General features: G+C 31.1%; 19 protein-coding genes. 1 reads left to right on the top strand and 18 read right to left on the bottom strand.

The window, feature by feature from the left end:
• Positions 1-127: 127 nt before the first annotated feature.
• The 18 genes from SPD90_RS08575 to SPD90_RS08490 form a co-directional block, all read right to left on the bottom strand.
• On the bottom strand, positions 128-1,609 hold the full coding sequence (locus SPD90_RS08575) for a DrmE family protein (protein ID WP_320924946.1): 1,482 nt from the start codon (positions 1,607-1,609) through the stop codon (positions 128-130).
• A 217-nt stretch (positions 1,610-1,826) separates the two neighbouring features.
• Positions 1,827-2,540: an HAD family hydrolase gene (locus tag SPD90_RS08570; RefSeq protein ID WP_320924945.1), complete on the bottom strand. Its 714-nt coding sequence runs from the start codon at positions 2,538-2,540 to the stop codon at positions 1,827-1,829.
• A gap of 77 nt (positions 2,541-2,617) precedes the next feature.
• Entirely contained in the window at positions 2,618-3,547 is a 930-nt protein-coding gene (locus SPD90_RS08565) for a S66 peptidase family protein (RefSeq protein WP_320924944.1), read from the bottom strand.
• Positions 3,548-3,613: 66 nt separating this feature from the next.
• Positions 3,614-5,110 (bottom strand): glycerol kinase GlpK, encoded by a 1,497-nt coding sequence (gene glpK / locus SPD90_RS08560; protein ID WP_320924943.1) that lies wholly within the window; start codon positions 5,108-5,110, stop codon positions 3,614-3,616.
• A gap of 124 nt (positions 5,111-5,234) precedes the next feature.
• The gene (locus SPD90_RS08555) at positions 5,235-6,077 is read right to left on the bottom strand and encodes an ADP-ribosylglycohydrolase family protein (protein WP_320625821.1); all 843 of its coding nucleotides are present in this window, start codon (positions 6,075-6,077) and stop codon (positions 5,235-5,237) included.
• Positions 6,078-6,098: 21 nt separating this feature from the next.
• A complete protein-coding gene (locus SPD90_RS08550; protein WP_320924942.1) occupies positions 6,099-7,760 on the bottom strand; it encodes a TROVE domain-containing protein in 1,662 nt (553 codons plus the stop codon).
• Positions 7,761-8,492: 732 nt separating this feature from the next.
• Entirely contained in the window at positions 8,493-9,623 is a 1,131-nt protein-coding gene (locus SPD90_RS08545) for an IS1595 family transposase (RefSeq protein WP_320924941.1), read from the bottom strand.
• A gap of 273 nt (positions 9,624-9,896) precedes the next feature.
• Positions 9,897-11,150 (bottom strand): serine hydroxymethyltransferase, encoded by a 1,254-nt coding sequence (gene glyA, locus SPD90_RS08540; protein ID WP_320924940.1) that lies wholly within the window; start codon positions 11,148-11,150, stop codon positions 9,897-9,899.
• A gap of 209 nt (positions 11,151-11,359) precedes the next feature.
• Positions 11,360-11,968 carry a flavin reductase gene (locus SPD90_RS08535; protein ID WP_320924939.1) on the bottom strand — a complete coding sequence of 203 codons (609 nt, stop codon included), beginning with the start codon at positions 11,966-11,968 and terminating at the stop codon, positions 11,360-11,362.
• A 78-nt stretch (positions 11,969-12,046) separates the two neighbouring features.
• Positions 12,047-13,276 (bottom strand): diaminopimelate decarboxylase family protein, encoded by a 1,230-nt coding sequence (locus SPD90_RS08530; protein ID WP_320624297.1) that lies wholly within the window; start codon positions 13,274-13,276, stop codon positions 12,047-12,049.
• Between the two features lie 202 nt (positions 13,277-13,478).
• Complete coding sequence (gene glyA, locus SPD90_RS08525) at positions 13,479-14,720, bottom strand: serine hydroxymethyltransferase (protein ID WP_320626607.1); 1,242 nt, start codon at positions 14,718-14,720, stop codon at positions 13,479-13,481.
• A 558-nt stretch (positions 14,721-15,278) separates the two neighbouring features.
• Complete coding sequence (locus tag SPD90_RS08520) at positions 15,279-16,451, bottom strand: M20 family metallopeptidase (protein WP_320924938.1); 1,173 nt, start codon at positions 16,449-16,451, stop codon at positions 15,279-15,281.
• Positions 16,452-16,606: 155 nt separating this feature from the next.
• Positions 16,607-18,106 (bottom strand): AbgT family transporter, encoded by a 1,500-nt coding sequence (locus SPD90_RS08515; protein ID WP_320924947.1) that lies wholly within the window; start codon positions 18,104-18,106, stop codon positions 16,607-16,609.
• A 63-nt stretch (positions 18,107-18,169) separates the two neighbouring features.
• Positions 18,170-19,348, bottom strand: coding sequence for a M20 metallopeptidase family protein (locus SPD90_RS08510; protein WP_320624839.1), 1,179 nt, complete (start codon positions 19,346-19,348; stop codon positions 18,170-18,172).
• A 428-nt stretch (positions 19,349-19,776) separates the two neighbouring features.
• Positions 19,777-21,087 carry a winged helix-turn-helix transcriptional regulator gene (locus tag SPD90_RS08505; RefSeq protein ID WP_320624838.1) on the bottom strand — a complete coding sequence of 437 codons (1,311 nt, stop codon included), beginning with the start codon at positions 21,085-21,087 and terminating at the stop codon, positions 19,777-19,779.
• Positions 21,088-21,110: 23 nt separating this feature from the next.
• Entirely contained in the window at positions 21,111-21,797 is a 687-nt protein-coding gene (locus SPD90_RS08500; protein WP_320924937.1) for a response regulator transcription factor, read from the bottom strand.
• A 58-nt stretch (positions 21,798-21,855) separates the two neighbouring features.
• Positions 21,856-22,707 carry an alpha/beta hydrolase family protein gene (locus SPD90_RS08495; protein WP_320924936.1) on the bottom strand — a complete coding sequence of 284 codons (852 nt, stop codon included), beginning with the start codon at positions 22,705-22,707 and terminating at the stop codon, positions 21,856-21,858.
• 10 nt (positions 22,708-22,717) lie between these two features.
• Positions 22,718-24,199 carry a histidine kinase gene (locus SPD90_RS08490; RefSeq protein ID WP_320924935.1) on the bottom strand — a complete coding sequence of 494 codons (1,482 nt, stop codon included), beginning with the start codon at positions 24,197-24,199 and terminating at the stop codon, positions 22,718-22,720.
• A gap of 105 nt (positions 24,200-24,304) precedes the next feature.
• On the opposite strand from SPD90_RS08490, the gene SPD90_RS08485 reads away from it, so the two are divergent.
• Positions 24,305-25,642 carry an MATE family efflux transporter gene (locus SPD90_RS08485; protein ID WP_320625380.1) on the top strand — a complete coding sequence of 446 codons (1,338 nt, stop codon included), beginning with the start codon at positions 24,305-24,307 and terminating at the stop codon, positions 25,640-25,642.
• The last annotated feature ends 10 nt before the right edge of the window (positions 25,643-25,652 follow it).

Below are 25,652 nucleotides of genomic sequence, written 5' to 3'. Positions count from 1 at the left end.
TGAAAACATAAAGAAGGAATTAATTTTTAGCAAGTTGTTGAAAATAGAGGAAATTAAAGAAAATCTATCTCACATAAGCTATTTGCGCCCATTTAAAGGTTTAGATGACTTAGCAAGTTAGATTTTCTTATAAAGTGGTGTATTTATTATTATAAAATGACATAAATATCAATTTTTGATTCTGTAATTTTAAATTGTTTAAATTATTTATACTCTCTAATTTTTTAAATTTTATTTTTTTATTTTTACTTATAAATTCAATTTCAGAATTATTATTTAATATAATAGTGGAATTCTTGTCTGAAATATATTCTAGAATATTTAATTTAGGATTAGAAGTATATAATAAATCATATAAATCACGTAGATTTTCACATATACATTTTAATTTCTCATAAATTGTAGTATATTGATAAGTATTTTCAGTTATTTTATTTATAATTTTAATTCCTCTGTCTATAATATACTTTTCATTAAATTTATTTATTGGAATACATATTAATTGAAAAATTTTAAGTAGCTTAAAAGTATTTTTTATAAACTCATCTTTTTTTACAAAATCAAATTCTGGCTTTAATAAATTTTTTAGTTGCGTTTTTGTAATATATAACAAACCGTTTATTTTACTTGATTCTACCAAAATATTCTTAACCTTTAAATTTTCTTTTTCACCTATTGCATATACACTTGCATCATTTTCAATTAAATTTACAATCCTATCTATATGATTGTATGTATTATAAAATATAACTTTTTCAAGTTGTTCTTCATCTAAAATATAATCTTCTATTATAGAAATTGATTTATAATAAGATTCTTCCTCCAATAAAATTAATTTATTACAATTACTGTATTCACCTATTAATAAATCTGCCACATCAAATCTTGATGTAAACAAAAATATATTTTGTAAATGAAGTTTATTTCCTTTAATATCAATAAAATTATCTATATCACTATAATATCTTGCAGGAAATACTGTTCCAAATTCATACTTTTGTTGATTTATTTCAATTTTTAAATTTTCTAAAATATGTTGCATATATTTTTTACTCTTAAATACTACTAATATTTGTTGATTTAAAACACCAACTAATTGATTAATATCTAAATCAAGTAATTTACTAATTAATTTTCTTCCTTCTTTACTCTCATTATTTTTTCCCATTTTATCTAACTTTTCTGATTTACCAAAATATCGTGTTAATTTGTATGCATCACTTTTGAATATTTTTTGAATACCATTCCTAGCTTCTAATACTATATATTCAGTATCTTTAAAATAACCACTTTTATCAACTTCACAACCTTTGTATTTATATTTTCTTCCTTTATACATAACAACTTGATCTGTTTTTAAGTTAGATACTATATTATTATTATAATTTTTTAAATCTTCAAGATATGTATTAATAGCTACAATAACTAATAAACATACATCTATACCTATTCTTTCTGATGAAACTAATATATTATTTTTACAATCAATATCTAATATTTTACTTTGAACTATATCATAAATTTTTTCTATATCATCCAAAAAATAAGAAAGTTTTTTATCATATATATATACTTTTGTTTTTAAAATTGAAATTATTTTATCCCTCACTAAAAAATTCACCTCTTTTGTATATACTAATATACTCGCTAATATATTTTATATTTCGTTTTAATTATTAATTTTTCCTTTAATTTTAACAAAAAAATTAATTTAACGACAATAAATTTAATAATCAAAATACTTATTTCATTAAAAAAAGTATGTTACAAAATAAATTTTAAATTATTTTGTAACATACTTTTTTTCAATATAATTTTTAACTTTTTTAAATTACTTCTAAAATTTTATCAGCTATAAAATCAAAGCTTCCATTTTCAAACTGATCTATATCGACCTTATTAGGATTTTCAAGATTATCTGTAACCAAATAAGTCTTAACACCTAGCTCACCAGATATCATATCTTCTAGTGCATTATTTCCGACCATTATAGATTCATTTGGATTAGAACCGATTTTTTCGAAAATTTCTCTATAATAATCTAAGTTTGGCTTACAGTAGTGGCTGTTTTCGAAGGTAGTCACATAGTCGAAATCCTCTAATTTCAAGCCAATCCAGTTAAGTCTAGTTTGAACAGCTACCTTTGGGAATATTGGGTTTGTAGCTAAAACTACCTTTACTCCTTTGTCTTTTAGAGCTTTTATAAATTCTGATCTATCTACGTCTTCTTGTAGTGTAGATTTTGCATTATCGAATTCATTTGCGTAAAAATCAAGGAAGCTTTGTTCCATTTCATCGTATTCTCTTTGCATTAATTTTGAGAATGTAACTTTAAATGCCTCTTGGTTAGTGACCTTTCCATCGTTTTTAACCATGCTTCCTGTTCCTGCCCATATAGATTTTATAAGTAAATCATTATCGTATCCCATAGGTACAAATTTTTTTGCTAAATTATAAAAATAAGCTTTTATAAATTCCTCCTGATCAAAAGGAATTAGTGTTCCATCTAAATCAAATAATATTGTTGTAATTTTTTCCATTTTTCCCCCTAATTGCTTTGATACACTTCTTTAAGTTAATATTTCCATTTTATTACAAAACGTATAATTAATCAAACTTATTTTACACATGAGCAATTTGAATAGTCAAATTCTACCTTTTTATTAGTAGCATCTAGATAACACATTGCACCTAGAGGTATTGTACCGACTGGGATGCAGTGACCTGTTTGCAGGTTGTAGATTGTAGGCTTTTTGTATCTCTGGGCGATTTCGTTTACTATATCCTCGACTGCCCAATCCTCGTCTCTGACCTTTCTGCAATCCTTGAAATCACCGAATATTATCCCCTTGCAATCTCTAAATTTGCCAGCCATGTGGAGGTGATTTATCATTTTGTCTACATTATATACATATTCACTAGTCTCTTCTATAAATAGGATTTTGTCCTTAGTATCTATTTCGTATTCTGTTCCCAAAGATGTATTTATCAAACTCAAATTTCCACCCACGATTTGACCTTGACATTTTCCTTCATATAATGTAAATATTTCTTCGCCTTCAGGGTTTTCGAAATTTATTCTTTCATCTGTAGCTATGTTTTTTAATAGAGACCTTTCTGTGTAATCGTCCATATCGACAAATCTTCTCGCCACAGGTCCATGGTAAGTAACCAAATCGCATTTTTGGTTAAACGCAATGTGAAGCGCTGTTATATCGGACAATCCTAGAAATATCTTCGGATTATTTCTGATAATATCAAAATCGATTAAATCCAATATCCTAGCAGCTCCATATCCACCTCTTATGCAGAAAACCGCGTCTATATTTTCATCCGCAAACGCCTCTTGCAGACATTTAGCTCTCAATTCATCGTTTCCTGATAAGTAGCCTCTGTCTACGCTATAACAGCTTTCGTAAATTTTCACTTTGTATCCTCTATCTATCAAAGATTTTTCAACGTCCTCTATCTTAGCTTCACGTAAATGACCTGAAGGAGCCACAATTCCTATAGTGTCGCCTTTTTTTAGTCTTTTTGGTAATATCATGATGTCATTCCTCCTCTTTACATTTCGCGTATACTATTTTATTTTTATTATGCTCGAATTGTTACTTTATTCTTCTTTAGCCCATCCGTATGAATATTTGACTGCCTTGTTCCAGCCCTTTATCTTCTTAGCTCTGTCTTCCTCTGATATTTTAGGAGTAAAAACTTTATCTATCTCCCAGTTTTTTATAACTTCTTCTTTGTTTTTCCAGTAGCCTACTGCTAGCCCTGCCAAATACGCTGCTCCCATCGCTGTAGTTTCGACGCACATTGGTCTTTTTACTGGGGCATCTATTATATCTGATTGCATTTGCATAAGTAAATTATTTTGACTCGCTCCACCATCTACCTTTAGGGCTTCTAGCTCTATTTTTGAGTCCGCCTTCATCGCTTGAAGGACATCGTTTACTTGATAAGCCAATGATTCCAATGTCGCGCGGACTATATGGTATTTGTTGACACCGCGGGTAATTCCGACTATTGTTCCCCTAGCATATTGATCCCAGTGAGGTGCTCCAAGTCCAGTAAATGCAGGCACTACATAGCATCCGTTAGTATCCTTTACTTTGTTTGCCATGTACTCAGAATCTGCAGCTGATTCTATTATTTTAAGCTCGTCTCTAAGCCATTGTATCGCCGCACCTGCGACAAATATAGAGCCTTCAAGAGCATAATTTACCTTACTGTCAAGCCCCCAAGCTATAGTAGTTACAAGCCCATTTTCTGAGAAAACTGGTTTTTCGCCTGTGTTCATAAGCATGAAGCAGCCTGTTCCATATGTATTTTTTGCTTCACCTGGATTAAAGCATGTTTGACCAAATAGTGCCGCCTGCTGGTCTCCTGCAGCTCCTGATATCGGAATTTCTCCTCCTAAAAACGCAGAATCGCAATATCCGTAGATTTCACTAGATGGTTTAACCTCTGGAAGCATTGATTTTGGAATATTTAATTCCGCTAAAATCTCATCGTCCCATTTCAACTCTTTAATATTAAAAAGCAGAGTTCTAGATGCATTTGAATAATCAGTCACATGAACCTTACCCTTAGTCAGCTTCCAAATAAGCCATGTCTCAACTGTCCCAAACAGCAATTCTCCATTTTCTGCTCTCTCTCTTACACCTTCGACATTATCTAAAATCCATTTTAACTTAGTCCCAGAAAAATAAGCATCTATTATAAGCCCTGTTTTTTCTCTAAATTTATCTGTAAGACCCTTTTCCTTAAGCTCGTCACAGTATTCAGAGGTTCTTCTACACTGCCAAACTATTGCATGATAGACAGGTTCACCAGTATTTTTGTCCCAAACTATAGTAGTCTCTCTTTGGTTAGTTATCCCTATAGCCGCTATATCCTCTGCAGTAGCTCCAATTTTCGCCATCGCCTCGACTGCCACCCCTAGCTGAGATGACCATATTTCATTTGCATCGTGCTCTACCCATCCAGGCTTTGGAAAATACTGAGTAAATTCCTTTTGTGCCACGCTAATTACTTGACCCTTTTTATCGAATAATATACATCTATTGCTAGTCGTACCAGCATCTAACGCCATAATATATTTGCTCATAACTTCTCCTTTCATATGCATTGTAAATAACAATTATATTTATATATTATTATAGTTTACAATGTAAGAAATTTATACAAAAAAACTGAATCCTATTGAATTTGGACTCAGCTCTTTATTTTTATTAATCTAAAATCTGGTTGATATCATATAAAACATCTAATAAAAAATCATCTAGCTTATCTATAGATCTATTGTACAGAAAATCTGGTATTTCGTAAAAAGCCTCAGCTATACTACCAGCTATAGCAGCTATCGTATCACTGTCACCGCCTATTGATATCGCCTTTGATATTACGCTGCAGAAATCCTCTCCTTCTAGAAATGCGGTTATGGCTTGTGGTACAGAGCCTTGACAGCTTACATCAAATTTATAAATTGGTCTGATTTCATCTAGTGTAAAATCTAAATAGTAGTACTTAGATGCATAATCTTTAATTTCTTGCTTAGTAGCTCCGTTTCTAAGCAAGAATATACATCCAGCTACTACTTTAGCTCCCTTTATCCCTTCAAAATGATCGTGCGTTATTTTTGCTGATATCTCAGCTAAAAGCTCTGCCTCCTCTAAGGAATTTGCTATCCAACCACAATACGCAACTCTCATAGCTGAGCCATTTCCCCAACTGTTGTATGGCTTAGGATTTTCAGAATGTATCCACTGAATAAAGCTTCCTCCATATCCTGCATTTGGGTATATTCTACCAAAATCCTGCATCTCCTTTTGTATAGATAAATACAAATCATCTTGTCTATCCTTGTTGCCTATTATATCAAGTGATTTTTTATTATCATCATCTTTAATCACATTGTAAATTCCCTTTGCAACTGCCAAAGCCATAACAGTATCATCAGTAAACTCACTTCTTTTATTTATCAAATCTTTACGATCTAGGCTGTATTTTATATTTTTAAATTCATATGTAGAACCAGCTATATCCCCGATTATTGTTCCATACATTTTATACATCTAATCACATCCTTTTTTATATTAGCGACTATCAATTTCATCCCACATTTTTATCATGGTATCGGCAAATACTAGCTCTTTTCCAGTCCATCCATAAAGTATATTAGTTCTATATCCATATTCTGGAACTGCTACATTTTTGTAGCCTGCTGTCTGAATTGAGAATACATTTACCTTAGGGTTTACATATTTTCTATAATCCTCGATTAATTTCGCCACATCCACATATCCTATATATCGGTCTATACAATATCCTTGATTTCTGTATTCTTCAATACCTTTTGATGTACCATAAAGACTGCCATGACCTGCTTGCATATCTGAATATATGAATATATTATCCCAATGCTGCTTTTTATTTATCGCATCTCTGAAAAATATCCATATACCATTTTCTGTAGCAAATCCTACATCTTTTCGTGCTGATTTAGACATATGTTTAGATTGAGTTAAGATGCCAGTTCTTTTTGAAACTGGATACTCTATCAATTCGTCGCCGAAGGCGAATACATGTCCATCATCAGAGTTTACAGCTCCTATCATTGAGCTTAGGTTGTCGATTTCCCCAACTGTAACTTTCCCAAATTCTGATGTGCAAGTTCCCCAGGCGGAGCCTGAATTATCTGATAGAAACGCTGATTTACCCTTTAACTTAGGTAAGTTATCACACGCAATATCCAAGCATTCATTTAATCCATCTAAAATTACTCCCTTATTGTTTACATTGCGATCTATTTCTACAGCATTGTAAGCACTCATATATCTAAATGGAAATTGTTTACCACCTTTAACACCTTTTTTCAAGTTTTCCATAATTTCTTTAGTTTTTTCTAAATCATCTATTTCTTTAAAAATTCCTCTTAAATTTCTAAGAAGCGCCATATGATTCATTTTTATAGTATCTAAAATTTCAGTCCACGACTTGCCACCTGCTCTTAGATTTTCCCAAGTTAAATCGTTTTCTTCGACCTCTATATTGCCAGTTTGCATAAGCTCATCTATAATCTTACTATTTGCATGAGTTATTCTAACTGCATCTATCACACCTATTTCCTTATTTTTATATTTTTTCAATTCATAGGCACGAGCCTTTTCTAGTCTCTTTTTTATTGATTTTTTTAAAATTCCTGGTAAATTATTTTTAGATTTGTTTATATATAAGTAGTAAGTCAACTGACTTAGTGGATCATCACATCTTCTCATAACACTTTGATTTATCTCATCAAACAGCCCTGGATGTTTTTCAGTAAACTCAGCTCTATACTTTGACATAGCTGCTCTTACCATTATTACCTGAGGATTTAATCTCATAAAATAATCCTCTCTCAAGGTCTTAGCCCATCTCAAAGTCGCTTCAAAATCATACTCCAAAGCATCATCGATAACCTCTTCCATTATTTCCTTAGTAGTTTTATCACTTACTAATGAAATATCAAACACTGAATAAGGTGCAAACAAACGGTGTATCGAATTTCTAATTTCTCTTTTTAAACCTGACTCACAGAATTTCCCATCTATATAATACTGTGGCTCACCAAATATAGATGATGCAGTCACCATCTTCATAGTATCTAAAGGATTTATTTCATAAGAATATCCACCCATAAAGTTTTCTACTCTACCTTTTTCCTTATTAGAATTTTCTTTTGTTATTTTTTTTACTTCTTTGCTCATTTTACTCATATTCCTGGCCTCCTTGAATAAAAACTATACTAGTTGTAAATTTGCACAAAAATACACATCTATACTATGCAAAATCTCTGTTTATTTGCACAAAAATAAAACCAACTAATATCTCTCCAAAAATTATTAAATTTTCTTTTTAAATGAATTACTACGGTATGTACTTTAGAAAAGACCCTCCATATCTTTATGAGTATTTGTAAATGCCTATGAATATTGACTATGATTATTAAAATTTTATTTAATTTTATTTAATTAAATTTAATTTATATAGACATGCTCATCTCTACTTAACGCATATAGTAGTTCATATCTATATAACAAATTAGCTTTTTAACTATTGTTTAAATATGTATTCTTTTCCTCAAGATCGATGAAATCATAGTTCCCGCTATAGGCATATATTTATTTGGTTAAGACAGATCTACGAATACTATCTATGAAAATGTAATATCAAATTAAACTTATCAGGTTTATCGATGAAATCATAGATTCCACTATAGACCTTTGTTTTAATTTTTATATTATGAATTATAACACATATTTTTATTTTAGCAAGAAAATTTTCAAAATTTCTCCAAATTTTTTAGCCCCTAAATCACAATCATTCTTCAATCTGCTCATCTTATCCATTGTAACCATTATGAATATATTAAATAACTTTGTGATTAATATTGCTATCTTTGCCGTAGGCATATTTCATTTTTTACATGCTACAAAATTATAAAACAATCACTGCAATAATTCTACAAATCTATTCTTTATCATATACTGAGTAATATAAAGATTCCTTGTCGCTAATTCCATAAATAATTCCTTTATTCGATTAAATTCTTTATATTTTCTACTTATAAATAAAAATTTAAACCATATTAAATAATTATTTAAATATTTAGTAGCAACACCATTAAAATTTCTCATCCATTCTCTTAATTCTCTATTATATTTAAAAACACGTTTTACGTTATAAATAGGATTACTTTGGTTAAACACTTTTACTAGTTTTAAATCTAGCTCTCTAGCTACTTTACTATACTTCCATGAATACACACATAAAGTTGCATCTTTTTCTACTTTCCCTTCAAAAAATGACACCATATTTCTAGATTTGATTTTATTATTACTTTTTCCAAAATCATTATCTACTATTCTTGTAAGTATATGTCCTTTTTTATCAATTGCCGTATTAATACAAATTTGACCCTGCTTGATATTCTTTCTGCTTGCCATCATACCTACAATTGTATTAAAATGAATGCCCAGATAAGGCACCCTACTTTTATCAAATGTTTTAAAATATTTTTCATCAGAATGGCTATAAACAGGTGATCCTTTGAATGATTCGTTGATATAACAAGCCTCTGTCTCAACTATCCCCTCTAAAATTTCATCTTTTAAAGATACATTAATCACATCCAAAATTCTATGACGCATAAAAAATGCAGTCGGTACACTAACTCCTACTTCTTCAGCGCACATTCTAATGGTTCCACCTTGTATCATGAATTGACAATATTTTAGCCATTTTTCCAAGCTCAATTTTGTATTTGAAAGAGGAGAAAGACTTCTTTCGTCAAAAGTTCTTCTACATTTTTTGCAAATATATCTTTGACGACCATATGTTTTTCCATTTTTATTTAGCTCTGAATTCCCACATTTAGGGCATTTAAGACCTTTTTTAAATCTACCTTCCAAAATTTTGTCTTTTCCCTCTTTTTCATCATAAAAGCCTAAATTATACAAATTTTTTAATTTTGCTTGAGCTAGCGCTATTAAAGAATTCATTTCCTCTATATTTAAATTATCTACCATTGATTTAACTTTTTTAGAACTAAACATATTTGAATGTTCTTGTCGAAACATAATAAACCTCCTCATTATTTTAGCAATTTATTATAGAAATCCCCAATCTTGAATATTTTTACTTTTATACAAATTCTTGGTTATATTATGTCCCAACAAAATTTATTTCATACATAATCTCACAAAATCCTTTAACATATTCATACGGAGCGGAGTTATTGTTATAGTGCTTTAGTAATCCTTTTTTCAAAACAAAATAGACGGACTTTTTAACAAGTCCGCCATATATATAATAATTTTTATTTAATTATCGTATTTAACTATTATCACAAATTAGTCTTCAAAATATCCATCTGGGTATAATGGGAATCTAGCAGCTAATGCTCTAGCTTTTGCTTTACATTCGTCTAAAACTTCTTGGTTATCGATGTTTTCAGCTACTGTATTCATTATATCAGCGATTTCTGCCATTTCAGCTGCGCCGAATCCTCTTTCAGATGTTGCAGTAAGACCTATACGAACACCACTTGTTACGAATGGACTTTCTGGATCATTTGGTATAGCATTTTTATTAACTGTTATACCTATTTTTTCTAGAGTTTGGTCAAATTGTTTACCAGTTATTCCTTTTGCTCTTAAGTCAACTAATACTATGTGATTGTCAGTTCCACCACTTACTATGTTGAATCCTCTTTTTTCTAATTCTGCTGCTAAAGTTTTTGCGTTGTCTAGAACTCTTTGCATTGTAGCTATAAATTCTGGTTCTCTAACTCTCTTGAACATGTTAGCTTTTGCAGCTATACCATTTATTTGGATAGAACCTAGAGTTCCTGGGAATGTAGCTCTATTTAATTGTTTTGCATATTTTTCTTTACACATTACGAATCCACCTCTAGGACCGCATATTGTTTTTGAACAAGAAGATGTTGCAAAATCAGCATATGGGATTGGAGAAGGAATTACACCAGCTCCTATAAGTCCTGAAATATGAGCCATATCTACTAATAAATAAGCTCCTACTTTATCAGCTATTTCTCTAAATCTCTTATAATCTATTAGTCTTGGATAAGCACTAGCCCCTGCTATTATCATTTTAGGTTGGAATTCTAATGCCATTTGTTCAACTTGATCATAGTCGATTACACCGTCATCATTTACACCATAATGTTTGTAGTTAAATATTTTACTCATAAAGTTTGCTGCTGAACCATGACTTAAATGTCCGCCGTGGTCAAGTCTCATTGCTAATATTTTATCCCCTGGATCTAATACAGCGTTGAATGCTGTATAGTTTGCAGTTGCTCCTGAATAAGCTTGTACGTTTACATATTCACAACCGAAAGCTTCTTTAGCTCTTTCTATACATAAGTTTTCTATTCTATCAGCATGTTGAGAACCTGCTTGATATCTTTTTCCTGGAAGACCTTCTTCAGTTTTATTTACGAATACGCATCCCATTAATTCTAATATTTCAGTTGGTGCTGAACTTTCTGATGCTATCATTTCTATATTATATTTTTGTCTTTCTAATTCATCTGCTACTATAGCGTATACTTCTGGATCTGTGATTTTAGTTGTTTTTAACATATTTTACTCCTCCTAAGGTTACCCCAAAATTTTATTTTTAATGTTTTATTATTTTCGTTTTCTTAACTTCTATGTTTAAATATTATCATATTTTATGCGCTAAAATATATTATTAAAACAGAACTATTTTTTAACTTTTCCGACATTTTAGAAGTATTTCGTAAAAAAATAAGAGGCCGAAAAATTTCGCTTTCAACCTCTGTCCTCGATTATTGTATTTTTTCAAAATCGCTAGCACCATGCTTACAAATTGGACATATAAAGTCTGGTGGCAATTCATCACCTTCGTAAACATAGTTGCAGATTACACATCTATAGCCTTTTTTAGCTTTAACAGGTTCTGGTTTTGGTTTTACGTTTTCTTGATAATAGTCATAAGTAAGAGTTTTATCTTCGCTTAAAACCTCTGCAGCTACCACTTGTGCTATAAACATAGTATGAGTTCCAAGATCTATAGCTTGTTGAACATATGCTGATATATATGCATTTGTAGCTTCAGTTATGTAGTATAATCCATTAGGTGATTTTTTCATATTTGTGTATCCAGCAAATTTATCAACATCTGCTCCACTTTGGAATCCAAAGCGTTTAAATATATCAAAGCTTGCTTTTTCTGTAAGTATAGATACATTCACTTTTCTTGTGTTTTTAATCATATCGTGAGTTTTATTTTTTTTGTTAACAGTTATTGATATAAAATTAGGTGTACTTGTAACTTGTATTGTTGTATTTACTATACATCCATTGTGTTTGCCGTTTTCCTCTGCAGTTACGACATAAAGTCCATAACCTATTTTAAACATAGCTTTATTGTCCATGAGTATTCCTCCTTTTATGCAAAAATAAATATATTTATATTATATCCCATTTTTATGGAAAATTCTTCTATATATCGCTTAATATTTATTTATTATCACGTTTTTTTCTGAATCTAAGTAAATTTCATAAGGTATCTCATGGCTAGAAAATAAAATCGGACTTAGCGTAAATCCGTAGCTTCCAGCATTTGAAACTGTGACTATATCGCCTATTTCAGCCTTTGGCAGCTCTAGATTTTTGCCTAGCAAATCAGCTGCTGTACATAAATTTCCACATACTGTGACTAATTCTTTTTCGTTAGCTTCAGTTAAAATATCTACTTGGTTTGCATCATACGCTGTAAATATAGGCTCTGTCGCTTTTAAATTTTCTCTAGGTAATTGTGAATAGCTCACGACTAATTCAGCAAGACTCGGTTTATGAAATCCGTTATATCCATTTGCGACAATTAGATAATTTATACTCCTTGAAGATTTTTTATCAATTACATAAGTCACATATGTACCGGCTCTACATATTATAAATCTACCTGATTCTATGATAAGTCTGCAATTCAATTTTTTCTTAAATTGTTTTACTAATTCTCTGCATTTTTGACCTAAAAAATCTATTTTCAATTCTTCATTTCTATCAGAATATGCAATTCCAAGTCCACCGCCGAAATTTATATAGTCCATATCAAATCCCATCTCGTCTATACAAAAAACAGCTAAGTCGAATATATCCTTATAATAATTATATAAAACCTCGTAATCTAACACCTGTGATCTTAGATGCACATGTATTCCACATATTTTTATGTTTTTTAGAGAATTTATAAAATCTATGTGTTCTAATAAGCTCTCTTCATCTACACCAAATTTGCTTGAAACGGCGCTGTCTGAGTCCATAGAATAATTTGGATTAATTCTAAGCCCTACTCTAAAAATTTCTCCATGCTCTTTAGCAACTTGATTTATTATCTCTAACTCATGGTAGCTATCTGCTGTGATTATACATTTATCGTAAGTATCCTCTATATCGCTTTTAGTTTTTCCTGCTGATGAGTATATTATTTTTTCCTTTGGGATATTCGCCTTTACTGATTTTAAGACCTCATTTTTTGATGCAGCATCTGAGCCTATGCCATTTTTCGCTATGAATTTTACTATATTTTCATTTGGATTTGTCTTTATAGAATATAAAAACTCAAATTCAGGAAAATTATCTTTTAGCTTTTGTATTTGCTCATCTATTACCTCTTCATCGTAAATATAAAAAGGTCTTTTGTACTCATTCATTAAATTTTTTATTGTGCTTTTATCCATATATTTCATCCCCCATTTTAGCTTTTATGATTAAATATTAACATATTTTATACGTTAAAATATATTATCAAATTAGTATTTTTCTATCATATATACGAAATAAATTTTAATTCTTTTTAAAAATGAAAAATCCTATACAATATATATTTAAATATATCGCATAGGATTTTGAAGAGTATTTATTTATTTTTAATTAGAAATCTTAATCCATTAAATCGTATTCTTCATATAGAGGATATTTCTTAGTAAGACCTATTACTAATTCTCTAGCCATATCTAAATCTCTATCATTCAAGCATAAATCTATAGCTTCTGCAATTACAGCCATATCCTCTTCCACCATACCTCTAGTAGTTACAGCAGGAGTACCTATTCTAACACCGCTAGTTACAAGCGCACCATTTGGATCATTTGGTACAGTGTTTTTATTTACAGTTATGTAAGCTTCGTCTAACAATTTTTCAGCTTCCTTACCTGTTATTCCTTTGTTTGTAAAATCTAATAAAATCAAGTGATTGTCAGTTCCTCCACTTACTAGCTTATAGCCTCTCTTTAATAATTCTTCAGCAAGTTTTTTAGCATTTTTAACGACTTGAGTTTGATAAGCTTTGAATTCATCGCTCAATGCTTCCTTAAAGCAAACTGCCTTTGAAGCTATAATATGTTCAAGCGGACCACCTTGTATTCCTGGGAATATAGCTTTGTCTATTGCTTTTGCGTATTTTTCCTTGCAAAGTATAACTCCGCCACGAGGACCTCTTAAAGTCTTATGAGTTGTAGTTGTTACAAAGTCTGCAACCTCTACTGGATTTTGGTGAAGTCCAGCTGCTACAAGTCCTGCTATATGAGCCATATCTACCATTAAATAAGCCCCTACTTCATCTGCAATTTCTTTAAATTTTTTAAAATCTATTTCTCTAGGGTAAGCACTTGCACCTGCAACTATCATCTTAGGTTTAACTTCTAGAGCCATTTTTCTAACTTCATCGTAATCGATTAAGCCTTCTTCATTTATACCATATTCAGTAAAATCAAAATATTTTCCTGATATATTCGCTGGTGAACCATGAGTTAAGTGACCACCTTCAGATAAATTCATACCCATTACCTTATCTCCTGGTTTAAGCATTGCAAAATAAACTGCTAAATTTGCATTTGCGCCTGAATGTGGTTGTACATTTGCATGCTCTGCGCCAAATACTTTCTTGATTCTTTCTATAGCTAAAGTTTCGACCTCATCTATATGAGCGCAACCGCCGTAATATCTCTTGCCTGAATAGCCTTCTGCATATTTATTAGTTAAATGACTTCCCATAGCCTCCATAACTGGCACTGAAACTATGTTTTCAGATGCAATTAACTCTATATTTCTTTGTTGTCTAACTAATTCTCTCTTCATGCTAGCATATAAATCTGGATCTGCTATTTTTAAATTTTCAAACATATTTTACCTCCAAGCATAATAAAATTTTCTTATATTTACTTTTGAAATATTCTAATTTCAACAATTTTCTTAAAATTATTTATAATATACAGTATACCAAATATTTCAAAATTATCAATCGTACAGTAAAATTTATATATATTTATAAAAAATCTATAAATACAAAAAACAAAAAAAGGAGAACCTAATCTCCTCAAAACATAACTCATATTGTGGGTAAATAAGTTATGAGACTCAAAAGTCTATAAACGCCACCTACTAAATAGGTGAATTTTGTTTCTTGATGTTTGTTAGATATATAATACCACAATGTATACATCTATGCAAAGTATCATAACCGGACTTTTTTTTATCTTTTCAGATATTTTTGTCTAAAATATTTATTTTTTTATATTAATAATAGAATTATATTTTAAAAAATATATAATTATCGATATTTTTCATTAAATATTTTATAATTTTCGACAAGCAAAAAAACTGACAAAGTAGATTTTAAATCTACCTCGCCAGCTTTTAGTTTACTATAATACTTATCTACTATAATATTTATTTAAGCTATTATTTTTCGTATTTATTTAAGAAATCTACAGCATATTGAGCATATAAAGCAGCTCCTGTTTCTAGTGCATCTTCATCTATAGCAAATTTACCGTTGTGATGAGCATAGCAGCATCCTTTTTCTTCGTTTCTGCAACCTAAAAATGCTATTGCACCTGGAACATGTTCTAGGTAGTGAGCGAAATCTTCTCCACCAGTTAATTTTTCAAAGTGGTAGTTTCCTTCTTTTCCTAATATTTTTTCAACTGAACCTTGTCCTATTTCAGCACATTGAGGATCATTTATTGTTGGGGCAACAGCAAAGTCAAAATCTAATGTAGCTTCTGCTCTGTATGCTTCAGCAGTATTTTTGATTACTCTTTCCATCATTACAGGTAATTGTTTTCTAAGCTCTGGATCGAAGCATCTAGTAGTACCTTCCATATATCCATCTTCAGCTATAACGTTAAATCTAGTTCCTGAATTTAACATACCTACAGTAAGAACTAATGGACTAGATGGTTTTGTTTCTCTACTTACTATTGATTGTAAATTCATAACTATAGCAGAACTTGCAACAACAGCATCTATACAATTTTCTGGTTGAGAACCATGTCCACCCTTACCTTTTACATTTATGTAGAACCAGTCTGCAGATGCCATTCTTGGACCAGGTTCTATAGATACTTTTCCTACTGGAACATCTGCCCATATATGCATACCAAATATTCCGTCTACACCATCAAGAGCTCCATCGTCTATCATTGCAAATGCACCCTTAGCATTTTCTTCACCTGGTTGGAATAATAATTTTACAGTACCATTTATTTGATCCTTTACTTCATTAAGTATCTTTGCAGCACCTAAAAGCATAGATATATGACAGTCATGACCACAAGCATGCATCATACCTTCATTTTTAGATTTGAATTCAAAATCTGTAAGCTCTTCTACGCTTAAAGCATCTATATCTGCTCTAAGAGCAACTGTTTTTCCTGGATTTGCACCTTTTATAGTAGCTACAACACCAGTTCCACCAGCACTTACATATTCTATTCCCATTTTGTCTAGTTCCTCTTTTATTTTTTTACTAGTTTCAAATTCTTGCATACTAGCTTCTGGATATTGATGGAAATGTCTTCTCAATGAGATAACATAATCTTTGTTTTTCTTTGCTAATTCTTTTATTTCCATTTTAATTTCCTCTTTTCTTTAATCAATCTTAATTAATTTTATTTTAATTAATTAAAGAGCTATCTCAAAATTGATATAGCTCTTTAATATTAGTCAATTATATCTAAATCTACATCAAAATTTATTTGCGAGATTTATATCCTGTATTTTATACCCTATAAGTAAATATTTCCATTTGGTCCTAGAGGTATATTTGCTATCATGAATATTAATAGTAATACTATCCAAGCAACAAGGAATATCATAGAATATGGTAGCATAGCTGCCATTATTGTACCCATACCAGTATTCTTATCGTACTTCTTAGCATAAGCAAGTATAACTGGGAAGTATGTGAATATTGGTGATATTGGGTTAGTTATTGAATCACCTATTCTGTAAGCCATTTGAGTTAAAGCTGGAGAATATCCTAATAACATAAACATTGGAACGAATATTGGAGCCATTATAGCCCATTTAGCAGAACAGCTTCCTACGAACATGTTTATGAAGCAAGCGAATATAACGAATGCTATTATTAGAACTGGACCAGTTAATCCTATATTCTTTAACCATTCAGCACCTTTTATAGCAAGTAATGCACTCATATTTGATGAGTTGAATAATGCTAAGAATTGACCTGCAGCAAATGCTAAAACTATGTAAGATCCCATACCAGCCATTGATTCATATAATAAAGCTGCTACATCTTTATCATTTTTGATTTTACCAGCAACTACACCATATATAACACCAGGTATGAAGAATAATAAAGTGATAAGTGGAACCATACCTGCCATTAATGGAGCAGCTGATGCTAATAATGAACCTGTTTCTGGATCTTTCATGAATGCGTTAGGTCCTATACATAATGCAACTACTATTACTATGTAAATTAAAACTGCTATACCAGCACATTTTAAACCTTTCTTTTCTGCTGGTGTAACTTCTGCACTAGCATCGTATCCAGTATCTTCATATGGAGTTCCATCAAAACGTGGTGCTATGTATCTTTCAGTTACAAATGTACCTATAGCTGTTAATATGAAGCATGATACTATTAAGAAATAGTAGTTCATTGCTGGAGTACTTGTATAGCTAGGATCGATTATTTGTGCAGCTGGTATAGTAAATCCTGCAACTAAAGCATCTAGCATTGAGATGATTAAGTTAGCTGAGAAACCTGCAGCAACACCTGCATATGCAGCGAACATACCAGTTAATGGATGTCTACCGATTCCTATGTAAATTAATGCAGCTAATGGTGGGAATACAACGAAACCAGCATCAGCAACAGCATTAGCCATTATACCTATGAATATAACTGCAGCTGTAACTAATTTTTTAGGAATTTTGTCTGTAACTGATTTTAACATTACTTCCATCATTCCTACTTTTTCTGCTAGACCTGCACCAAGCATTGTAACTAAAACTAGTCCTAAAGGTGCAAATCCTGTAAAGTTAGTAAGTATACTTGTTAAGAATAATTGCATTTGTTCTTTTGATAATAAGTTTACCCCTACAACAGTTTCTCCTGTACCTGGATGTACTGCTGTAACACCAGATTTTGCTACTATAGCTGATATAGCAATGACAACAAACCATAAAATGAAGAATATTGTTACTGGGTCTGGTAGTTTATTACCAACTCTTTCTACTCCATTTAAGAATCTCATAAACAGACTTTGTTTTTCTGCGGTAGCTTGTTTCTTTTCCAAAACGAAAACCTCCCTTTATATTTATTTATTTAAATAATCTATAGCAGCCTGTGCTAAGCTTAGTGATAAGTTTTTCATATGCTTATCTTCCCAAGCAAATTTAGCATTGTGATGCAATATAGGATTATTTATATCTTCAGCCATTCCTACAAATGCAAATGATGCAGGTACTCTTTCAGCGAAAAATGCGAAATCTTCGCCACCCATAGATGGTGTAGGAAGCTCGTATACATTTTCATCTCCTACTATTTTCTTAGCAGCTGCTTCTAATACATCTGTAGCTTCTTTGTCATTTATTAGAGGTGGGAATTGTCTAATAAATTCAAATTCATAGCTAGCACCTTGAGGTTCAACTATACCTTTTACGAATTGTTCCATTGTTTTTTCTGCCCAAGTTCTAGTTTCTTCATTTAAAGTTCTGACTGTTCCTTGGATTATAGCTTCTGTTGGTATAGCATTGTGACATTCACCAGAATGCACGTTACAACAAGATATTACAAGTGGATTTGTTGGATCATTCTTTCTACTAACTATAGTTTGGAAAGCATTTATAACCTGTGCCATCATTGGAACTGGATCTACAGTTGCATGAGGTACTCCACCGTGTCCACCTTTTCCTATTATTTTTACTGTAAATATATCAGGTGATGCCATCATAGCTCCATGTTTTACTGTAACCTTTCCTGCTTCAACACTTCCCCATAGATGTCCACCGAATATTGCGTCTACCTTTGGATTTTCTAAAACTCCATCATTAATCATTGGCAATGCTCCACCTTCAACTTCTTCTGCTGGTTGGAATACTAATTTTACATTACCGTGTAATTCATCTTTTATTTCGTTTAGCATCATCGCAACGCCTAAAAGACTTGCTGTATGTCCATCATGTCCACAAGCATGCATTACTCCAGGAACCTTAGATTTAAATTCACAGTTTGATTCTTCATTTACTCTAAGCGCATCCATATCAGCTCTAAGTGCTACAGTTTTTCCAGGATGTCCTCCTTTTATTAAACCTACAACACCAGTTTTTGCTACATTTTTAGTAACTTCAATTCCTAATTTTTCTAATTCAGATGCTATTAATTTAGAAGTTTCATATTCTTCAAATCCTACTTCTGGATGCATATGAATTTGATGTCTTATTTCATATACCCTTTCATAATGCTTTTCCCATAAATCTTCTAATTTTTGGTTCATAACTTGCCTCCCCATTAAACTTTCACTTCAATTAATTTCTAAATTATACAATTTATGTATATATCTAAATTATAGGATAACACATTTGACTTTAAAATGACACAAAAATGTCAATAATTCTAAAAATAAATACATTTTTTTACATAATTAAAAATATTATTACAAGTTAAATTTTTTTTTAACCGTTGGAAATACTAAGTTTTTACAAAATAATTTTTTTTTTACAAAAATTTCATCTTATTTTTTTTGTATTTATTTGTATTATAAATTTTCTATATTATTAACTTATCGATAAATATTTTCCTAAAATATATGCGAATTGTTTTTTTGAAATTTTCTATATTTTTTGTATATTTAGTCATTTACAATAAAAAAGACATATTAAAATTTTTGGATTATCACATTTTTAATATATCTTTTTAATATTGCTAAAAATTAAATTTTATTATTCTTCTCGGTCTACCTGAACCATCTTCAAAATGCTTGCCCACAACCTCTACATATCCATAGCTCTCTAGCTTGTTAATAGCTCTGTTTACAGTTCTATATGACATATCACATTGCTTTGACAGTTCGTCTGCCGTGAATCTATCTTTTTTACATATATCTATAGCATTATAAAAAGCCAATATCTTTTTTATGCTCACATTTGTTATCTCTGCTATTTTAATTAATCTGTCGTTAACTGCTATTTCCTTTTTATTCTCTATATTCGCCTTTACAGGTCCGATAATTCTTCCATCCTCATAGATAATATAGGCGACATTTTCATTTGGATACCCTTTAGCCTTTCTCACAGCATCGTTAGCCTTGTACTTAGCTTCACTTGCAGTCTTACCATATCCAATTCCCATTGAAATTTTATTTAAGGAATTCTCTCCAATATTCTTTAACAAATCTATTTTTGTATAATTTTCTGTCTCTGTTTCCAGTATTTTTTTTGTAGAAATCATTATATATGTATTATAGCTAAACTCAATTACAGCAGCCTCTATTTTATTTGCAAATTCATAAATACTCTCTGTAACTTTATTTTTCTCCTTCACATAATAATACTCATTTCTACTTATTATAGAATAAGAGTCTGGAAAATCTATTTCTACAAAAATAGCTACAACCATACTGTTTGCATTTATCTTGGCTGTGTATTTTAAATATAAATTTTGAAAGCTATCTACTATAATACTTTTAGTAGGTGTTACCATATAACTATCGATATTTTCATCATCAAGAAGCTTTTTTACATCACTCAAGGCCGTAATTATACAAACATCGTCGTATTTTTCTAAGTTACCTTTGTGAAAATCGATAGCCTCTTCTGTTATATCGTTTCTATATTCATCTACTTCATAAAGCATAATATTTACATCATCTACATCTATACCGATGGCTTTGTACACCTCTTCAATAGTATTTTTTGAATATGTATCTATGCTTATATTTTTTATGTTCTTTTTTAAATACAATGCTTTTAAAAAAGCAATAGATAGAGAGCTTTCATGTAGAGGAAAATACCCCCATATACACTCCTCTTTCAAATAGGATTTCACAAATTTATAAACTACTACACCGACAAACATTATTGCATCGTACTTTTTCTGTATACTTCCTACAATTTCGATTGCTTTTGTATAATCGTCGTAAATAACAAAATCAACATCTATATCATCTATATTTTGTTCAACAATATCTTTTATAACATTTGCCGTATACACTGGCGCAATCAAAGCAACTTTCATATCTTCACTTCCTAAAACTATCTTTATTTATTTTTTTCAGAAAGGTACATAGCAGGCGTCTTTCCTGTCGCATTTTTAAAATTTTTATAGAAATTATTCAAGCTGTCGTATCCAGTCATAAGGGCGACCTCCTTTACGCTTAATTCACCGTTATCGAATAATTCTATCGCCTTATCTATACGTACCTTATTTATGTATTTATTTATAGTAGTTCCCATATGAGTTTTAAATAGCTTCGATATATAGTCAGGAGATAAATACAAGTTAGCTGCTATAGCTTTAAGTTCTATTTTTTTATCGTAATTTGAATGAATATATTGTATTACATCGTTTACAGTATTATTAGATGTAAACTTCCATCCCATAACTCTATTAATAGATGCTGTAAGCTGCTCGAATTCAATAGGCTTTAGTATTATATCCTTTGCTCCAAGGCGCAAGGATTGTTGAGCGTATTCAAACGATTCAAATGCAGTTATAACTATAAATTTTGTATCTGAGACAGACTTCATAACTTCGAATCCATCTACTACAGGCATCTTTATATCTAAAAATACTAGCTGAGGGTTTAATTTGTTTATAAGCTCTATTCCTTCATCTCCTCTGCTCGCAGTCCCGACTATATCAAGAGGTAAATTCTCTTTTTTTACAAAATACTTAATAATAGAAACTACTGCTGGTTCATCATCTATAATTACTGTTTTTATCAATTTCGTCTCTCCTCAGTTTTTATTTATAATTATTACATATCTATCAAATCAGATATCTCTATTTTTCATTTATTATTTTTTCTAAAAATTCAGCTACTGTTTGAGCTAGCCAAACTCTCTTGTTGGCGTAAGAGTGATCTGTATCTGCAAATGCTTCTGTTAAATTGTTTTTGTTGTATTTTTTAATTTCGCTAGCTAATTTATCGTGGTGTAAGCATTTTTTACTGACTGTATCTCTAGTTCCAACAGTTATAAGAAGCTTTTCGTTTGCTAGAGCTTCTGCCTTATCTGGAAGATTCCACTTATCTCCGTTATCTAGACATTCTTGCATTAAGGCTTCTGCACTTGTTCCGTTTAGAGGAGCTTGAGCAGTTTTGTACATTTCAAATGCTTCGTTTTTTTCTTTTTCATCGTAATGACCTATTTTTCCTATAAGTCCGAAATCGTATGGGCTTATAGCTACAGATGCCTTTATTCTTTCATCGCAGGCATGAGTTAATGTCATAAATCCACCCATGCTGTGTCCTATTAAAAATATATTATTTGTATCTATATTGAATTGTTTTACTGTATTTTCATCGACTAAATAATCTATTCCAGCCTTTACGTCCTCCATACAATGTGTAAATGAATAAGTTCCCTTTACTCCCCAGCAACCTCTGTAGTGAAATCTCAATACATTCATACCACATCTTCTAAGTGCATGCGCTAGATCTATTGGATCGTCGTAGCCTGGAAATCCATGTAATAATAATGCCGTTGGATGAGGTCCTTCTCCTTGAGCCTTTAACATAAATCCATTTAAATTACTTCCATGACTTACTACACCGGCATATAATAAATCTGGTAAAAATTTGCTATCTCCTTCAAATACTTCTACATCCTTTGTAACATAAGTTTTATCAAACATTATCTTCCTCCTATAAGTTATAATTTTTTGTTATATTGATTATTGGAATATCTAAAATAAAATTAGTCTGATCCTTTTCATTTGAGATGACATCCATCTTGAAGTTGTTCCCAAATGCAAACTGTAGCTTATTGTGTATTAAAGATAATCCGTGACCGCTGTTGCTGTGTATTTTTTGTATAACTACGCAAACATCGTGATCAGATAAGTACGAGCCGTTATTTTTTACAACTATTCTAAGTCTACCTTTATATAATCCGGTAGAAATTTTCATTTTCTTCTTATCTACGCTGTCTTTAAATCCATGGACAAATGCATTCTCTACTATCGGCTGTAAAAAATTAAATGGTACTCTTATATTATTATATGTCTCATCTAAATCGTACTCTATTTCAAGCTCATCTCCATATCTTATTTTTTGAAGATTTAAATATTTTTTTACATAATCTATTTCCTTCTCAAGCTCAGTAAACTCAGATTCTACCTTCATCGTATATCTAAAAAGCTTACTTAAATCAATTATAGCACTATATAGGTCAAAACAATCATTTTCAAGCGCCATACTAGCCATAGAATTTAAAGTATTGAATAGAAAATGATGATTTATCTTCAAATTTGTGACCTTTTCTTTTTCCTTTATTAGGTTGTTTTTTAATTCTTCTCCTAATTTTGAAGTTTTTTCTATAGCCATATTTTTCTCTTGGACTTCATTTCTTAAATTTGTAAATCCATAGTAATTTACTATGCTCTTTGCGATTTGAATAAGCAATCTATTTATACTTATGGCTGTTCCAGTCGGAGTATCGTAAATATCCTTGTGGTCGTTTTTCTTTCCGTCTGATGCAAGCAGTATGTGGCCTCCTCTTATATAGCCTATTATATCGCCCTCGTAAATTATAGGTATGTGGTAAATAGTCAGTCCATGGCTGCATTTAAACGAATACTGCTCGTCCTCTGAATTATTTTTAGGAGTTAAACATTCACAATATTTAAACCTACCATTTAATAATCCACATGTTCTTATACAGTAATTGTTAAAGCATTTCGTCTGCAAAAGTAGATTCCATGAAGAATCGTAAATGGTTATAGGTATATTTAGTGGCTCTATAAATTGAGTTTGTATCGTCTCTATTATGCTTTTTAATCCATCTAGTTTTTGTCCTTCATAGTCGTAGTTATTTACTATGACTGGATTTGAGACTAGTAATTCTCTAAGAGGAACCTCACCTATATTATGTGTCTCATGGGTAGCTCCACCGTCTATATATACGAAGTCGCCAGCCTTTACATGTTTTTTATTTCCATTTATTACATGTACTCCTTCCCCCGATATAACATAAAGCATTTGCTCCTCGCTATAGTGGGTGTGCTTTGGCTGACTTTTTCCAGGGAGAACTATAGATATTCTAATGTCCATTAGCTGTTTTTTGTCGTTTTCGTCGTGGATATGCCTCCACTCTATATATCCCCATTCAGTTCTTTGTATCTTCATAATTTTAGCCCCTTGTGATATATTTATTATATTCTTTATTTTAAAACTAAATTGAATTAACACGCAATAATTTTATACAAAATATTAAATTGAGGAGGTTTTTTTATGGAAATGTCGATTAAAAAAAATTTTAATACATTTGAGCTTTTGCTGTTTTCATTTCCGTCTATGATAAATATGATGTTTGTCTCGTTATATCAAAGTGTAGACGGACTTTTTATTTCAAATTTAGTTGGGACAGATGCCCTGTCTGCTGTAAATATTGTCTATCCATTTATAAGCGTCATCGTAGGAATCGGCATAATGCTTGGAACTGGAGGCAGCGCAATTATAGGTATAAATCTCGGTATGAATAACGATGATGAGGCTCGCAAAAATTTTACTAGAATTGTAGTGCTTGGATTAATAGTTAGCACGGTAATATCTATTTTTGGATATATTTTTATGGATGAAATTCTCCACCTATTAGGTGCAAACGAACGATTGATGCCCTATTGCGTGGATTATTATAAAATTCAAATTTGGTTTATGCCGGCTATGATAGTTCAGATAATGTTTAGCAATTTCTTTATAACTGCCAGCATGCCTGGTGTGGGACTGTTTTTATCTACTGCTGCTGGAGTTACAAACGCAATTTTAGATTATGTTTTTATAAAAATATTTCATATGGGAATAGCAGGTGCTTCCCTTGCTACTGTAACTGGATATTTGATTCCATGTGTGTTTGCATTAGTTTATTTTACATTTGTTCGAAAAGGAGATCTATACTTTGTAAAAAGTGACTTTTGCCTCGATACTATTTTAAAAACATGTGGAAATGGTTCGTCTGAGCTTATAAGCAATCTAGCAGTCAGTGTTACTACTCTTTTGATAAACTACACTATGCTCAAATTAGTGGGAGAAGACGGTGTAGCTGCATTTACTGTAGTTTTGTATACTCAGTTTTTGTTTACTTCTATATTTATGGGCTTTTCTGAAGGAGTTGCACCTGTTATCAGCTATAATTACGGTAGCCAAAATAGAGAACAGTTCGATAGAATTACTAAAATATGCAAGAATACAATCGGATATATGTCTGTTCTTATGATTTTATCTGCGTTTATTTTTGCTAAACAAGTCGTCGGAATTTTTATTCCCGCCGATTCTTCTGCTTACGATATTACTCTTTTAGGTTATAAAATTTTCTCTGTAAATTATATTTTTGCTGGATTTAATATTTACGCCTCTAATTTTTTTACGGCTATATCAAATGGGAAGGTATCAGCGCTGATTTCCTCTCTTAGGACTTTTGTATTCACTGTATTAGGACTTGTGACGCTTCCTTATTTATTTGAAAATGGGATTTGGTTTGCAATACCTATTGCAGAGATGGTGACGCTTGTAGTTTCTATTTATTTTCTTAGAAAGCCTGTGATTTTTCTTCATAATCTAAACGCTGACTAAAAGTAGTATA

Origin of the sequence: Intestinibacter sp. (genome assembly GCF_034113885.1) — a bacterium.
In the GTDB taxonomy this organism is placed as follows: Bacteria; Bacillota; Clostridia; order Peptostreptococcales; family Peptostreptococcaceae; genus Intestinibacter.
This window is presented reverse-complemented; position numbering and strand designations above follow the sequence as displayed.